Here is a 15,231-nt window from a genome sequence, read left to right on the forward strand (position 1 = left end):
CCAGTCCGTGGCTATTCTTGGACGTTCGTATGCAGAAATACCATAGGATTTTGGCAGGACTGGCTATATGGGGATTTGGAATGTTACAAGGATGACTTCCCCAAGATTGGCGTGTCGGACAAGCATCGTGACTAAGGTATGTCGGACAAAATTTAAAAAAAGGCATCAAATGTTGTTTTTAGTCTTCATTGCGGCTCAAATTGACCACTGATTCCGGTCTCAAAGGCGTCGGAATCAGCTAGAAAATTCTTAGCGGAAGCGACTGAATAACTCGACATATTCCATCATAAAAAGAATCATCAATGTCGTGGCTAGAAATAAACCGGGCACCCTCTCGACATCGAACTCAAAAGCTGTTCGAGGCTCCACTTCTGCCATGAGGATATGCTTCAAAAAACAAGTATTACTTTTTAGCATGATCCAAAAACCTACCAATCATAAACTCAATTTCTCCAGAAAGGGCTTTCAAAAAATAGCCACCATCTTTTAATTCAAAATCATATTTTTTATCTATGTAATTTTTAATTAAAATATTCATATCCTCTTCATCCTTCCTCATCTTATCCGCATATTTTTCCCCGAAAACAATATAGTTTAGATCCAGATTATATTGTTTTGCAATCAAAATAGCCCACGCTGCCGGAAACGTGTTCCCGGTTTTTTGCTTCGACACTGAAGCACTCGATATCCCCAAAAACTCTGCAAGGTTCGTCGAAGTTTTGAGATCCGTCTGCTCGGATATCCGCCTGAAAACGTCTTCGAACTCCAAATCCATTCCCGCACGACTCATCTAGTCCTCCAAATTTTTCATCTTTTTCCTAAATCAATTTAGGAAAAATCTAAATAATTTAACGATAATATGATAAATATTTCGATTAAACGCACTTATTTTTAAATATATATTGACAAAACTAGCCTAGAGCTATATATACCCATCTCATAAGTCAACTTTTTTAACCAAAAACAAACAGGAGATTTCTGATGAACAAGAACAAAAAAGACAACAACCTGGTCCCGTTTGGAAGGTACGAAGGACAACCCATCGAAGTCCTTTTGGCCGACAAGTCGTACTGCGTTTGGATGGTTGGCCAGGCCAGCATCCGCGAGCAGTATCCTGAACTGTGCGATCTTGCATTCAAAGAACATGGAACCGGCCTCAAAACGCCAGGCCACAACAGAATGCAGGCTGAATATATGACCGAAGAAGTGAGCTTAAGATTGTTCTACATGGTCAATCCGAAAATCTTCGATCACGACAAAGAATACTATGTAAAGCATGTTGACAAATACTTTGCAGATAAGTTGTCTATCGTCAAATCGGTATGTGAACGCATGAGCAACAGAATTTCTGAAATCAAAAAAATGGCGACTGAAGTACATGCAATGTCAAAAAACTGGGATTTGTATGGACAAAAAACCTTCGCAGTCCCCGTTTCTCCGTTCAAAAAGTACACGGATGGAAGAGAACAGGAAGAATATGTGTTCAAAAATCCTGTAAGCTTGATTGTCAACGATCCTGAAGAGATTTACAGGAACACTATCCTGGATTTTGAATTGTTCTATACGTTTTTTGAAGAATTCAGATCGTACTTGGCTGAGTCACAGTTCAAGCAGATCAGCCCTTGCAAGACTTCTTTCGAAAAAAAGTTTAATGATGTAACCATTGAAATCAAACACCATGAAGAAATTAGCCCGAAATTCTCATCGCGTGTCGAGAAATTCTACGAACGTGCTTTGCACAGATACTCCACTGGCAAAAATGAAAAGCACAATTACCCGGACTTCTTGCTTGCAGAATGGAGATATGCAAACCCGAGAAAAACCAGTGAAATGTATTACGTCGAGCTCAAGCCAAGTATTGGCGATGATTATCACACGGTTTTAAACCAGATCTCGAACCGCAGGGAAATGAATGAGGCACACATCAAGCAGAAAACTTCACAAAATGTGAGATACATTCTTGTCATCGGCGTCTACGACGGAACCGGCGTTAGCTTTGAAAATGTCAAAAGAATCTTCAAGACCGAAGAAATTGATGTCGTGCTGGAAAAAGACATCGATAATGTTAAGCTGCCGAAGAGTGAAAGAGATTTCAGAATCAGTCCTTTTGAAATCCCTGCTTTGAATGAAATATTCGGCATCCTTGATTCTGTGAAAAAAACAATCCACAGTACGAATGAATTTTTTGCTGACAGCAAGAACAGCGCAGCAGGATTCTAATCAATTCAAAATCAGCACTGCGCAGCTACGTGTATATAAAAACTGCACGCAGCTGCGCAGTTTCGTTTCAGAAAAGCATTTCGTCCAAGTTTACCCCGCGTTTCCTGAGCTGGTATAGCACCTGCTCCTGTTCAGCCTGCAGTTTATGATCCGCACCCCACCTCGCCAGAGCCTTCAACTGATCTCCGCGCAACGAGTCCACCCTGAATGATCTGGCACCCTGCCATGCAGGCAGATCGGACTTCAGGAGTTCCAATGTTTCCTGATTAGGAAAGAACTCCCCGTCACGCCCCGATACGGCGGACAGCCTGTCGAATATAGCCAACCCATCAGGATCGAAGTCCCCGAAGTGAATCCAGCGGCATGAGGCCGGAGCCGATTTGAGCCAGGCGGCCACCCCTCTGGAGGCGTAGCCACCCGTGTAAATGAACAGTCCGGCAGGCAGGGCAAGTTCCAGAAACGGAGAGAGATTTTCGCAGGTCATGATGAAGCGAAGATGCGACAGATCATACTGCTCGGGGCGAGCATGAGAGGACATCAGGACGGCCTGACCCTGGTATTTCGTGACGTCGTAAAGATCCGGGCCTCCTGCTGTGTGCGGGAGTTCAGAAAAAGCCTTGAGACGCAGCTCTCCCCGACTGGGCTTAAGGGCGAGCCAGTCCTCGTAGATACGGGACAGGATGGAGACGGAGCCGATGTACTTGGAATCCCCGAAGAGTTCGGCGCTGAGTTGCTGCCGCCAGACCATGCCCACGGTCTGATCGGTCTTTTCCAAGGCCATGAGCAATCGCAGGCAGTCTGGCGCCCGATCGGCGATCCGAACTCTCAGTCCCATGGCCGCCGCCAAGGTTTCGGCTGAGTCCAGCTTGGCGATGACGTCCAAAAACTCAGGCGTAGCCAGCAAGCGGCCAAGTTCTTCCGCATCGGCCAGTACGGCGGAGCTCTTCTCGCGCCGCACGATCCCCGCACGCTCCAGCATGGCGAACTCGGCGTTCCAGCCCGCTCTACCCCGCTCCAGCAGACCGCGCCAGGCAAGGCACCGGGCAGTAAGATCCTTCACTCAACCTCCCCAACATGTCCGGAATCTTCGCTTACTGCGGCAACCGTTTCCGCCGCCTGCGGGACGTAGACGCCCACATGGGTCACGCCCTGGGGCAGCGATGTGAGGATATGGGTCAGCGAGTCGGAGATATTGAGCATCCTGGGCAAGGCCAGCACCAGCTGGCACTCCACTCTGTCCAGCAGGTCGCGCACGGTGTTCATAGCCCGCTCGTCAAGACGCTCGGCCTCGTCCAGGGCCATGAGCAGGATGCCGCTGCCGCGATGCTGGCCCGAGTCCGAGCCTTCATAAAAAAGCAGGCTCAGGCAGATGGCCAAATTGATGCCCAGACCCTCGCCACTGGAAAAACCGCTGCGGCGCTCGCGGCCTTCGTCGTCCTCGATGGCCCAGCGCAGGCGGACATAGGTGCGGTAATCCGTGATCTGGTCGTCTTCGAGCTGCGCGCCCTTGGCGTGACGAGCGATGATCTCCCGAATCTGATCCAGGAATTCACGGAGGCCCACCGCCGTTCCAGACGAAAACAGCGACAGCTGACCAGTGCCCCGCAGATGTTTGAGCCCCTCATAGGCGGGCTCGTGCACTTTCTCGAGATACACCTTGCGCACCTTGCCAAATCCCAGGTTGGAGAGGATGTCGTTGATCCTCTGCAGCTTGCGGGTCAGGGCGCGGATATCGGCGTCCACATTGTTGCGGATCGCTTCCACGTACCCGCGCAGCTTGCCTTCGATCTTCGCCAGTTCGTCGCGTAAGGCCTTGAGCTTATCTTCCTCGCGATCAAGCTCCACATCGGGAGGTAGCAGCATGGTCAGCACATCGCCCACCAGCTGATCGGGTTCCCTGTCCCGGGGCATGGCCAACTCCTGGCCGTATTCCCGGCAGACAAGCTCCAGTTGTCCGGACAGGGCCACCCTGGCTTCGGCCCAGGCCTGCCGGGCCTTGTCCCGCCTGGCCTCGGTCCAGTCTCCGTGGAGGGCGGCGGGATCTTCGGCCGGATAGTACCGGCTCCAATGGACAGTGGCCTGCTCCATTTCCTGGATAGCATGGCGAAGCTTGCCGGACATGTCGTTCAGGGTGGTAGACCGGTTCTGCACATCGGCCCGCAACTTGCCCAGTTGCTCAGCTCCGGCGCGGATTTTCCCCTTGATGGAAGCCAGCTCCTTGGTCAGCTCCGCCACCCGCCGCGCCATGAGTTCGGCCTGGGTAAAATCGACGCAGCCCTCCAGGACATCGAGAGGCTCGTCTTTTTCCAGGCTCTCGCGCTGGGCTTGGGCTTTGGTCCTTGAATTCTCGGACTCCCGCCGCTCCCGCTCAAGTTCGGACTGACGTTTCTGAAATTCTTCCTGACTGGCGCGCAACCGCACCAAGCCCTCTTCCAAAGCTTTCACGTCCCGCTCAAGCTCCGCTATCCTGGCACGCACGGAGTCGAGCTGCGCCGGGCTTTCCGCCAGCTCAAAGGCCTGAATGCGATTTTTAAGCTTCTCGACGCAGTCATGGCAGGCCTTGGTCCGGGCCTGGCTTTCGGACACTACACGGACCCGCTTGGCCAGTGCCTCCTCAAGCACCACACTCTCCCGGTCGCACAGAGCGTCCCAAACCCCGAGCACCGCGGCCAAACGCTCTTCCAGGGCCCGCTGGGAAGCCATGTCGGTCTTGAGGCGGGCCATGGTGGCATCGCATTCATCCAGTTCCCGGGCCAGGGCGATGAGCTGCTCCGCCCGTGCGCGGCTGGATAGCCAGACCGGGCCCTGCGGCTCGTACCAGGCCAGAGCGCCCCGCCCGCCGACAGCGGGAGCGCGGCTCGCCCAGTCCTCCTCCCCGGCCTCGGAGGTGACCACGAAAACCCTGTCCGATCCTTCCAGCTTGTCCAGAATCTTGGCGCCCTCCCTGGGGCGAATGGCCAGGGCAAAGGGGCCAAGACGCGTCTGCCACGCTGCGGCCTCCTGAACGTCAAGCTGATCGAAGTCCATGGCCACGGGATCGGCCAAGCCCTGGTCGACCATACGCTGCGCCTCGGGTGGCAGGGGCGGAAGGCCCTGAGCCAAGGTGTCGCGCAGTTCCTGAATGCGGGCGCGCTCGGCCACAAGCTTCTCTTCCTTGAGACTCAGGCGGATGACGTCATCCTTGGTGGCGCGCAGCCTGGCCTCAACGTCCTCACGCTTGGGAGGATCGGTCACGGCGTTCGCGGCAACCAGACCATTCCATAGCAGCAAGGCTTCTTCATGGCGCTTTGTGCGGCGGCGTAGCTCTGTCAACTGCTCCTTCCACGTAGGCAGAAGACGCAGCTCTTGAAAAGGCCCGTCCCACTCGTTCCAGGCCTCGACGACATCGAAGGCCGAGGCGACCTTGCGGCCCAAAATTTCAGCAGCCTTGGTCAGGTCGGCCTCGAAGCTCCGCCAGGCTTTCACGTCCTTGGCCAGTTGGGTTTCCTGCCCGGCCATCTTCTCCCGTTCAACCAAAAGCTCTGTGCGCTTGGCAGTGCCGGCAGTGACCTCCTCTACGACGACGCGATATTTCTCCGTGATGCCCGCCTGCTCGGTGAGAATGGCCTGAAGACGCTTGTCTGCCAGGGCCAGATCCTTGCCTGCGGCCACGTATTCCTTGTGCCTGCGCAGCTGGGCATCCAAGGACGACTGCTGTTTCTGCAGCAGGTCGCGTTGGGCGGAAATCCCGGATTCCTGTTCCTCCAGCCCGGTCAGAGACGTCTGCTGCGCGGCGAGTTCCTGCTGGGCCTTTTCCTGTTCCGACCGCAGCCTGCCCTCCTGCTGCCGCAGGGTCTGGACACGTCCCGAAGAGACCACCAGGTCGGCGGCCAGACTCTCCCGGCGCGCGCTATCCAGAGAAAGGCGCAGCTCCTCGAGTTTGAGCCGTGTCTCCCGGAACCGGACCAGCCGCTTAAGCCGCTCCTCCACGCCGCGACGATCGTGCATCAGCTTTTCCACATCACTGAAAGTCAACTTCATACCCGATGGCGGCGGGCAGAGCATGTCCTGCAGAAATGCCTGCAGGTCCGTCAGACGCGGTTGCGTGATCTGACGCCACAGTCCGGCAAAACTCTTCTTCTTGCCGGTCCGCATGAGCGGGATGGGCAGGATGCCCTGCTCGTGCAGGAAGGAGTGGTAATCATCCACTCGCTCGAAGGGCAGGTAGTCGGCTGTGGGGTTAGCCTGCAGAATCCTGCGCGACAGGACCTGGAAATCCGGAGTGATAACGCTGGTCTCAGGGTCGAGGAACAGGCGTTCTTGAAGCGGCACGCGCCGCAGCACAAAGGGTGAAAGCTCGAGCTGCTCGCCGCTGGGACGCACGGCCAGACGCACACCCATGGCCGTGACCTCCTCGTGCCCGGCGATGCCGATGGCCGCCCAGGCCACGCGCTGGCGCAGCTGGCCGATGATGGAGCGGTCGTTCTGGCCCGATGCCACATTCATGGATATGTACTGCTGGTGGCAGAGGATCACGGTCTGGATGGCGTCGAGGAGCGTGGTCTTACCCACGCCGTTATTGCCGGACAAGACTGTCAGGCGTCCGTGCAGGGGAATCAAGCTGCAAGGGAAGAGCTGATACCCAACCAGGAGCAGCTCCCGGGCCCAGATCGGATCAGGGCTGAAAAAGGGCAGGTTCATTCATCCTCCGCCGCGTCGTCGCTGTCATCGTTTTCCGGTTCGGTCTCGAACCCGGCCCACAGGGTTTTGACCACGCCAAGCAGGTCGGTCGCCTCGCTGCCTTGATGCAGGAGGGCGTTGCGGCTCACTTCCAGAAAACGCTGCAGGCCCGGCAGGCGGTAGACCAGAAGATCCCGCCACTCCGCCCGCACCGACGGACGGAGCTCCACGAATCGGTAGCGAGCCAGCTCGTTCAGGAAGGTGCGGATGGCGTCGATCATCCTGTCGCGGTTCTGCTCCGTCTCGACCCGCTGCCGGCCGCGCCCGCGCACGGGCAGAAAGACCGGGACCAGCATGTTGAAATCGAAGTTCGAGAGAATCCGCCCCGCCAGGTCGGCGGCCGGGACCGACTCCTGGCCGTCCACCCCTTCGGTCACGAAATGCCAGGCCAAGAAGATGCCCAGGAAGGTCGCCCCGCGGCTGAGTCGTTCGGCCTTGACCATCCCCGAGTCGGGCTTGAGATAGAAGAAACTTTCCCCGCCCAGGTCGCTGCGGCACAGCCTGTATCCCAGGAAAGCAAAGAAATCCTCCCAGTCCGACTGGTTGCGGTCCAAAAAGCGGAACTCGGGCCCCATGAAGGGGTCGATATGCTCTCCGCGCTGCAGGCTGTGGATGATGCGCCGGGACAGGGCCGGAGATGCGAACAGAACGTTGCCGTCGCCCTCGTCGGGCATGAGATCTTGAATCGGGACGTCAGACATGGGGCGTGTCCAGGATGACGGGTTGCATGAGAGTGGGCCCGAGAGCTTCCCACGGGGCATCGGCGGCACGAACCAGGACGGAGGGCGTCCAGACCGGCATGTCATTCAGGAGGTACCACAGGGCCAGGATTTCGGCATCGGGATCGGCCTCGTCCGGAGCCAGGAGGCTTCGAATCCACGCGGCAAGGGGCCTGGGCGAGAAAGGGGTGGAACTCCATTGCCTGCGCGCCTCGTCAAGAAACTCGCCGCGCCACGGCGCCTGGATGTTCCTGACCGGCTCGGGCACGAAGGCGGACAGTGCCGCCAACGCCGCCGGATCGAGGGTGACAGGGGCTTGGTTCTGGGAAGCGCCAAACTCGAGGCTAATGGCGCACGGACGGTTTTGTCCGACCACGGGCATGGTCAGGGGCTCGCGCAGGGCCAAGCGCAGCAGGTCGAGCTGCAGCCGACCCAAAGCGTCGCGGCGGGACAGAGAACCCACGAAAGACTGGTAGGAGACGCACTGCCGGACGAACCGGATGAGGTTTGCGAGCATGCGCTCGATGCGATGGCGCATCCCCTCCAGAAAATCCAGAGCCCGTCCGATGGCGGTGCGTAGCTCGGGCTGGGAAAAACGGTCATGGCATTCCGAGAGCGCAGCCATGAGCGGCATGTAGGCAGAGCCGTCCTGGACCGCGTCAAGCAGCTCGTCCAGATACTCGCGCCCCTTACGCACCGCGGCCAGGGCCTCCGCGAAGGCCTGTTCGTCCTGCCCACTGCCAAGGCGCTTGGCGGTCTGCTCCTGATCAAGGAGCCCCTCTTCTATGGACAGGAGCTTGTACTCGATCTTTTCTCGAATGGTGCCATGAAAAAAATGGGTCAGCCACTTGGCAAGTTCAGCCGGATCACCCAGCGTCATCTCCTGGCGCAGCGAAGAATGCGCCTGATTCAGGAGTGTGCACAGATCCTCGCTACCAAAGTCGGCATCTTCCAAGAGGTCCCGGGCAAGACTGCGCCCAAGCCGGGTCAGGCAGTACTCCTGCGCCCGCGAATCCGTCACTGAAGTGCGCACCATTCTGAAGCGCACCAGCCGGTCAATGACCTGCGCCGGCTGGGAGACGTCATCCTCCATGCCAAGCTGAACGGCGGCATGGGAAAGCTGCTGACGCAGCTCACGGTCGGAAATTCTCGCCGCCTCCGTGGCCAGCTCGCGAAAATACAGCCAGCCGACGAAAAGCAGGTCCTGCTTGGAAAGCTCGAGGCCGCGCGGAAAGCGGTTGGCGAGGCTACTCAGTTTAAAGATGATGTCCTGCTGCTGCATGCCGACAGGAGATATACGGATTGCCGCTCAGGGTCCAGAACGTCTCATCCTGATGGAGGCCATATTACAAGAATTGAGATTTTTTTATTGTCGCTGCATGACAGACTTTAAATTATCTCAATGAATTCAAATTAATGCAATATTTACAAACAACAATAGTGATATATTTTTTCAAAACCTCAGTGTATTGGTTCGACGATACACGCTTCCATATATTTTACCAAATCATGATAATTATAACGAACATTTCTCCCAAATTTTATATATACAGGAGGCTTTTTCAGATACCTCCACTGCTGGAGAGTTTTGACACTGATCGATAAAAAATCAGCAGCTTCTTTTTCACAGAACAACTTTACTTCATTATTGAACATTACTACAACTCCATATTGATTAAACGAATTGTTTAATATGCCATAAATTACATTTTAGGACAAAACGTAAAACTATTTTTTTTGCCCTCAGGTTCCTGAATATTATTGCATAAATTAAAATCATATTCATTTGAAATAGGCATTTCAAAATTTTTTACATATTTATTGTCAATATTTATAAAATTTATATAATACTCACTATTAACATTATAAAAATCATATATTATATCGGATAAAATTTTATTTTTTATATTCATATCGTAAATATAGTATATAATTTTACTCATTATTGCCCGAAATTCTTCCAAATAATCACAATTATACAATTCTAAATATTTGTAATCTTCTTTATATTTTTCAAAAACATCACCACAGAATCCATCTGGACAACAATTGTTTAAATCATTGTTCTTACTGCAATTCGAAATTTGCGACCTGTGATTCACCCTTTTTTCTTCTTTGTTAATTTTTTTGACAATTGTATGAATTTCTAAATATTTATAAAATAGTGTATTAAGGTACGCATCAGCTCTACCAACATAAGAATCTTTAGATCTTTTTGACAAAAAATTACGGGAACAGTTTGCGATCCACTCCGAGTCAATAATTTCCTGTTTTGAATTAGAATAATCTTTATTTTTTACAGCAAATCGTTTCATATTATAATTTGAACGCTTTTCACAAACACTCTCGAATCTTTCAAATGCTTCATTAGCGGCTCTTTCGTCCGGATAGCGGACTAAATCAGCATCAGTACGCCATTCTTCTTCAATTATTCTGTCAAATACTCGATTTTCTAAGTACAAAGATCCTTTGAGGCGAATATTATAACCCCCATCTGGATTTTTAATACTGATATAATTCTTTCCTGTCCGCACAACTTCATAATCAAAACTTTCGACATAACCGACCATTGATGACCGATTAGTCACTTCACCTTCCTTAATACCATTGATCACTATGTCGTGAATTATGCCTCTCTGGTCTGGTTCAAATTCAAAACCTTCTCGCTGCCGAGACTTATTAACATAAACGCGTGGTCCTGGCTGTAAAAGTCTGGCCCGCATGGGATCATTAGGATCCGCCCAACCATACTTATGATTGAGGAAATCCTGCATAGTCCCAAATGTCCGTTCCCAACGAGGAGGAGCGGGGTTGAAGCATTTCCCTGTTTCCAAGTCTACGCGAGCGATAAGCATATGAACGTGAACACCTCCATCAAAGTCACGGTGCAAAATTTCACAGTGGCAAAATCTGTTTATTTCCATTCCTGCGAACGCAATAAGCCGCCACAGACACATTGCCTGAAGTATTTGTTGCTCCGTCGGCTTGTCAGTTACGGCCCAGGCGACTACGCCACTTGTGTAAACGTTCGTGTTTGTCAGCGAATTTGCAACTTTGGCGACAAGGTTTGGCGAACCGTACAAAACAGAAACCTCTTTTCTTTTCTCACCAGTCCAGTCATAATCACCCATAAGATAATCAGCTGCTTTCTGCGCATCCCCACGGCCTTTATTCAAATACTTTATAAGCATAGTTTTTCTACTCATTATACGCTGCAAGTCTGTGAACCAACTCGCTAAGCGTTTGGTCGAATGCAACGAGCGTGAACACCACGGGCACAATATCTTCCTCTGTTTTGTACTTGGTCACCCAATTGGCAAGTTGGCTCAATCTGTTACTCATCTTGGCAACTTCAAGCATCAACTCACGGTTTACTTGCGGAGCAGGCCGTTCGGGAGCTTTGGGTTCTTCCTCCGGAACCTCCACTTCAACCCCATATTCAAAAAGAACTTTTCTGATCAAAGTCGCAACGTTCGTACTCTTTAATTTTGCAGCAGCTGTAATCATAGCTTTTTCATCGCGGCTGACCTTAAAGGAAATCTCTTCAGTCCGCTTTTCATCTCTACGCCGCGTCGGAACATGTACAGTCATCACTATTCTCCTCTCTTTTGTCTTGAAAAAATTACAAAAACACAACAAAATTTTAGCTTGCTCAAACATAAAAAATTAATTAAATAATAATATACTTTTGTTAATTTTATAGATCGAAAAAAGGCAATAAAAACCCTCATATCAAATATAATACTCGATATTATTCATATATAGACATGATATATATGAATAATATACATCATGACAGACAAATAAATTCTTACAAGAGAAAATTTACATAGGCTTCCTCACTCTTAAGAAAAAGTTCAACATCACAGAAATTCCCACTATAGCCCGCTCGAAAAAAAATGCAAGCAAAATTTTCGATCCAGCCTACTCAAATGTCCAAAAACGGAGCCTAGTCGTGTAATTTCTCTCTTCATTAAAGCTAGTTGTCGGAAAAGCTTTTTTTTTGCGAGCATCTTGCCCCTTTAGAAAAAACTGGCTTCATAAGAATCCCCGCAGAGCACGATCTGGAACTTTCTTTCTGACTCGCCCAGTTGCCGTCACCCACTCACAGAATAATTTCTTCCAAAACAGAACGCTTACAAGTGCCCAGGAAGCGATCGCGAAAACGAGTTACGGCACCCCGTGCACGACCACAACTACCGGCGGGAGCAAATGAATTATGGAGTTAGCCTATATTTTCGTTGTCTGCAGAACTGTCAGCAACCTAGTTGTCAGCGTGACGAACTCGAAAAGCCCAGGTGCCGGAGAATAGGATCATGGCAGGACTGACAGAATAAAAGTTTGGACCGTAAATGTTCGCGCATATCAAGAGCAAGGCTTCTCATTTCGGAAGATCGCAGGGCAACTCGGATATAGCCCATCCAGCGTCCTGCGCTCTATCTACGGGGAAGCACAATAAACAAGATCAACTTCACTTATCAGTCGCAGCATCCAGCCGATATTTACCTTCCTGTAACTTGGGTGTAGATTGTCCAATAGTGTGTGTAATTCATAATAGGCACAATGTGTGCAATAGCCTACAATCAAATCCCCAAATATCCTAAAGGAGACAACATGGAAGATTCTCTTAAGCAAGCAATCGAGATCGTAAAAGCCCAAGCATCTGTACGCAACATGAACGAGGACGAGATCACATCCATGATCAAAGCCTTGGCTGGCAGCATTCGTGGAGTCGCTGAAGGTGTTGCACCAGTTGTCGAAACCGAACCGGCTGTCGACCCCAAAAATGCCATCAGAGAGAAAAGTGTCATCTGCTGCGAGTGTGGAAAGTCATTCAAAGTTTTGACAAAGCGCCACCTGATAACCCACGGACTCACTCCCGAACAGTACAAGGAAAAATATGGCTACAAGAAGGGTACTTCTCTTGTAGCAAAATCTCTGGCCCGGAGCCGCCGGAAAACCATGCAGGACATGAAGTTGTGGGAAAAGCGTAAAAAGGCTCCCAAGGCCGAATGACAAGTAAATACAGGCCGGCCTTACATCTGCAATGGAGGTCGGCCTCTTGATTATTCTTTTCTTGAATATCTATTCGGGCTTCACCTTCGTTGAACCCAATCGCGCAAGGCAGCTATTTGAGCACGATTTTCCGCCCAGGACGAAGCAACCGTTTCATAACTTCCGAATATTGTCCGATTGAATGCGATGAATTTGCCAGCTATTTATTGAGAACCAAAGTCAACAACGCGAGCAACGACTTTACGGACCTGCTCATGCAGATCAAGTCTTGATTTTCTGCAATTATCCGAAATCATTACAGCTCCCCCCATGATTGCCGAAGCCAGTGGTATACTCCTCTCTCGTTGGCAACCGCCAAGGCCAAACGAGATCGAACCCAGGTTTTTCGACAAAGGTCTATCCATTTCATGCCGCCCCACCGCAACCAATATCCACAGATGCGAGAAATGCTTTCCTTTTTTTTTGAGACAATGCGAAAAAAGTCGCTTTCATCACCGTAAAACCAGTTTGAGCGCAGAGAATCGTTCTTTCAAGAATGCGCGTTCCGAGAACAGTCGAAATTCGGAGGCAATCATGACGAAAGAACTCATCGCATGTGGAAGATGTCAAGGAACAGGAACGCGAGACAGGGACGGAAGAGATCCGAAGTGCACCGTCTGTGGCGGTGTTGGGCAGATTTTCTTTCCTATCCCTTACACCGTCTGCGGTCGATGCAAAGGAGACGGAACTCGGGACCAGGACGGTCGAGATCCGGTTTGTCCGGTCTGCCATGGTGCAGGTGTTGTTTTCTGGGGAAGCATCAGGGAATTCTAACAATAAAAGACTTGCGAGAATCTTATGAACATCACTACCGAAAAACCCTACCGGATCTACGCCGAAGTTCTAGAGCAGGAAGCGCTGCTCCAATTTGAAAGCGCGATGAACCAGCCCTTCACTATCCGCGGAGCGCTGATGCCCGATGCGCACACTGGATACTCTCTCCCGATCGGCGCCGTTGTGGCCACAGAAGGGGTGATTGTGCCAGCTTGGGTGGGATATGATATCGGATGCGGTATGTGCGCTTTGCCAACAAACCATAGCGCGGATGAAATTCGTGCCCAAGGGCGCGAGATTTTCGAAAGGATCTACAAGGCTGTACCTGTAGGTTTTGCCCACAATACCAAAGAAACTGCGTGGCCTGAAGCCGATGGCTTGCCTTGTAGCAACCAGATGCAGGAGATTTTTGCAAGAAACGGACTCAAGCAGCTTGGAAGCCTCGGTGGTGGCAACCATTTCGTCGAGATAGGCGAAGACGAAACTGGCAAAGTGTGGCTTGTGCTGCATTCCGGCAGCAGGGGCATTGGTCATGCCACCGCCTCACATTACATGCGTCTGGCAAGTGAAGGAAACAAGGCCAAAGAAGGACACTTTGCCTTGTCAGTCTCAAGCGAAGCTGGAAAGAATTACATAGACGACTTGGCCTTTTGCCTAGAATTTGCGCTGGCTAATCGCCGCGAAATGATGAGACGGATTCTCGACATTATTGATTCTGTCGTACCAGGTGTATCCCCGGCGGATTGGTCGCAGCTCATCAATCGAAACCATAATCACGCAGAACTGAAAGATGGAATGTGGATTCATCGTAAGGGAGCAACCCATGCCGAAGCCGGCATGCTGGGCGTGATACCGGGCAACATGAGGGACGGCAGTTTTATCGTTCGCGGAAAGGGAAATCCGGAAGCCCTGTGGTCCAGCTCTCATGGCGCGGGCCGGGTTCTTGGCCGCAAGCAGGCTAAGAATACCTTGGATGTGCAGCAATTTGCCGAAACCATGAATGGCGTTATCGCCAAAGTGTCCAAGGATACTCTCGATGAATCACCGTTTGCCTACAAGTCGATTTTCGAGGTGATGCGGCAGCAAGAAAACATGGTTGAGACTGTAGCCCGCGTACGTCCGATCATCAATATTAAGGGCTAAATGTAGCCAAATATAGCGAAGCAAAATATACTATCATTACAAGTGAGTCATAATTTATGTGTGCAGAAAGCGAAACCACGATACGCGGTAAATACGTCAACATCTTTTTAGGATACTGTGGTTGCAGGATTTCAATTGAAGAATACGAATTCTCTTGTTTCAGCACCGCAGAAGAACGAAAAGAATACGTTGATTTTATGTGTCAATTTGATAAGGAAGAAATCATTAATATGATTCTGGATTTGGTCAAGAATGCGGAAGAGAGATAGCTGACATGAATTACCTGATGTTTATCCAGCTCATCATAGGCGTGCCATGCGCGCGCTGATCCAACGAGTCCATTCAGCAACTGCGTCTGATAGCAATAGCCAACTCGTCTCCATCGGAGCCGGGCTGGCTATTTTTCTAGGAGTTGGAAAAGGAGACAACAAGGAGGACGCAAAGCATCTTGCCACTCAAATTGCCCACATCAGAATCTTCGATGGTCCGGGCGGAAAATTTGATCGTGTAGCCTTCCCCTAAAACCGAGCCATTGATAAATAGAGATTTCTGGTAAAGATTGCCTCACGGAGGGCAAGATGAAGAAGTCTCGATTTTCGGA

At 51.1% G+C, this 15,231-nt stretch carries 12 protein-coding genes; 4 read left to right on the forward strand and 8 right to left on the reverse strand.

The annotated features are described in order from the left end of the window. Window positions 1-403 precede the first annotated feature (403 nt). The gene (locus H4684_RS15825; RefSeq protein ID WP_192624502.1) at window positions 404-790 is read right to left on the reverse strand and encodes a helix-turn-helix domain-containing protein; all 387 of its coding nucleotides are present in this window, start codon (window positions 788-790) and stop codon (window positions 404-406) included. Window positions 791-981: 191 nt separating this feature from the next. On the opposite strand from H4684_RS15825, the gene H4684_RS15830 reads away from it, so the two are divergent. Beyond that, complete coding sequence (locus tag H4684_RS15830) at window positions 982-2,220, forward strand: hypothetical protein (RefSeq protein WP_192624503.1); 1,239 nt, start codon at window positions 982-984, stop codon at window positions 2,218-2,220. Window positions 2,221-2,287: 67 nt separating this feature from the next. Here H4684_RS15830 and H4684_RS21165 read toward each other — a convergent pair whose 3' ends face one another. The 7 genes from H4684_RS21165 to H4684_RS15865 form a co-directional block, all read right to left on the reverse strand. Beyond that, window positions 2,288-3,280: a Wadjet anti-phage system protein JetD domain-containing protein gene (locus H4684_RS21165; protein ID WP_192624504.1), complete on the reverse strand. Its 993-nt coding sequence runs from the start codon at window positions 3,278-3,280 to the stop codon at window positions 2,288-2,290. Then, the gene (locus tag H4684_RS15840) at window positions 3,277-6,900 is read right to left on the reverse strand and encodes an ATP-binding protein (RefSeq protein ID WP_192624505.1); all 3,624 of its coding nucleotides are present in this window, start codon (window positions 6,898-6,900) and stop codon (window positions 3,277-3,279) included. Before H4684_RS15840 ends, H4684_RS21165 begins: the two co-directional genes overlap by 4 nt. Further along, complete coding sequence (locus H4684_RS15845) at window positions 6,897-7,640, reverse strand: condensin complex protein MksE (protein WP_192624506.1); 744 nt, start codon at window positions 7,638-7,640, stop codon at window positions 6,897-6,899. Before H4684_RS15845 ends, H4684_RS15840 begins: the two co-directional genes overlap by 4 nt. Then, window positions 7,633-8,940 (reverse strand): hypothetical protein, encoded by a 1,308-nt coding sequence (locus H4684_RS15850; protein ID WP_192624507.1) that lies wholly within the window; start codon window positions 8,938-8,940, stop codon window positions 7,633-7,635. The genes H4684_RS15845 and H4684_RS15850 overlap by 8 nt, the downstream gene beginning before the upstream one ends. Window positions 8,941-9,119: 179 nt before the next feature. Further along, window positions 9,120-9,314: a helix-turn-helix domain-containing protein gene (locus H4684_RS21285; RefSeq protein ID WP_192624508.1), complete on the reverse strand. Its 195-nt coding sequence runs from the start codon at window positions 9,312-9,314 to the stop codon at window positions 9,120-9,122. Between the two features lie 47 nt (window positions 9,315-9,361). Beyond that, complete coding sequence (locus tag H4684_RS15860) at window positions 9,362-10,864, reverse strand: relaxase/mobilization nuclease domain-containing protein (RefSeq protein ID WP_192624509.1); 1,503 nt, start codon at window positions 10,862-10,864, stop codon at window positions 9,362-9,364. Then, window positions 10,857-11,249 (reverse strand): plasmid mobilization protein, encoded by a 393-nt coding sequence (locus H4684_RS15865; RefSeq protein WP_192624510.1) that lies wholly within the window; start codon window positions 11,247-11,249, stop codon window positions 10,857-10,859. Before H4684_RS15865 ends, H4684_RS15860 begins: the two co-directional genes overlap by 8 nt. A gap of 1,023 nt (window positions 11,250-12,272) precedes the next feature. Between H4684_RS15865 and H4684_RS15870 the strand changes: the two genes are divergently transcribed. The 3 genes from H4684_RS15870 (at window position 12,273) to H4684_RS15880 (ending at window position 15,152) form a co-directional block, all read left to right on the forward strand. Beyond that, on the forward strand, window positions 12,273-12,674 hold the full coding sequence (locus H4684_RS15870; RefSeq protein ID WP_192624511.1) for a MucR family transcriptional regulator: 402 nt from the start codon (window positions 12,273-12,275) through the stop codon (window positions 12,672-12,674). A gap of 837 nt (window positions 12,675-13,511) precedes the next feature. After that, window positions 13,512-14,630, forward strand: coding sequence for an RtcB family protein (locus H4684_RS15875; RefSeq protein ID WP_192624512.1), 1,119 nt, complete (start codon window positions 13,512-13,514; stop codon window positions 14,628-14,630). A 315-nt stretch (window positions 14,631-14,945) separates the two neighbouring features. Continuing rightward, window positions 14,946-15,152 (forward strand): D-aminoacyl-tRNA deacylase, encoded by a 207-nt coding sequence (locus H4684_RS15880; RefSeq protein ID WP_192624513.1) that lies wholly within the window; start codon window positions 14,946-14,948, stop codon window positions 15,150-15,152. Window positions 15,153-15,231 lie beyond the last annotated feature (79 nt).

The sequence above is a fragment of the Desulfomicrobium macestii genome (genome assembly GCF_014873765.1).
Taxonomy (GTDB): domain Bacteria; phylum Desulfobacterota; class Desulfovibrionia; order Desulfovibrionales; family Desulfomicrobiaceae; genus Desulfomicrobium; species Desulfomicrobium macestii.

What these genes read in the sequence shown, in the direction of transcription:
- H4684_RS15825 (WP_192624502.1), bottom strand. Translation starts at nt 790, where the DNA reads ATGAGTCGTGCGGGAATGGATTTGGAGTTCGAAGACGTTTTCAGGCGG.
- H4684_RS15830 (WP_192624503.1), top strand. Translation starts at nt 982, where the DNA reads ATGAACAAGAACAAAAAAGACAACAACCTGGTCCCGTTTGGAAGGTAC.
- H4684_RS15840 (WP_192624505.1), bottom strand. Translation starts at nt 6,900, where the DNA reads ATGAACCTGCCCTTTTTCAGCCCTGATCCGATCTGGGCCCGGGAGCTG.
- H4684_RS15845 (WP_192624506.1), bottom strand. Translation starts at nt 7,640, where the DNA reads ATGTCTGACGTCCCGATTCAAGATCTCATGCCCGACGAGGGCGACGGC.
- H4684_RS15850 (WP_192624507.1), bottom strand. Translation starts at nt 8,940, where the DNA reads ATGCAGCAGCAGGACATCATCTTTAAACTGAGTAGCCTCGCCAACCGC.
- H4684_RS21285 (WP_192624508.1), bottom strand. Translation starts at nt 9,314, where the DNA reads ATGTTCAATAATGAAGTAAAGTTGTTCTGTGAAAAAGAAGCTGCTGAT.
- H4684_RS15860 (WP_192624509.1), bottom strand. Translation starts at nt 10,864, where the DNA reads ATGAGTAGAAAAACTATGCTTATAAAGTATTTGAATAAAGGCCGTGGG.
- H4684_RS15865 (WP_192624510.1), bottom strand. Translation starts at nt 11,249, where the DNA reads ATGACTGTACATGTTCCGACGCGGCGTAGAGATGAAAAGCGGACTGAA.
- H4684_RS15870 (WP_192624511.1), top strand. Translation starts at nt 12,273, where the DNA reads ATGGAAGATTCTCTTAAGCAAGCAATCGAGATCGTAAAAGCCCAAGCA.
- H4684_RS15875 (WP_192624512.1), top strand. Translation starts at nt 13,512, where the DNA reads ATGAACATCACTACCGAAAAACCCTACCGGATCTACGCCGAAGTTCTA.
- H4684_RS15880 (WP_192624513.1), top strand. Translation starts at nt 14,946, where the DNA reads ATGCGCGCGCTGATCCAACGAGTCCATTCAGCAACTGCGTCTGATAGC.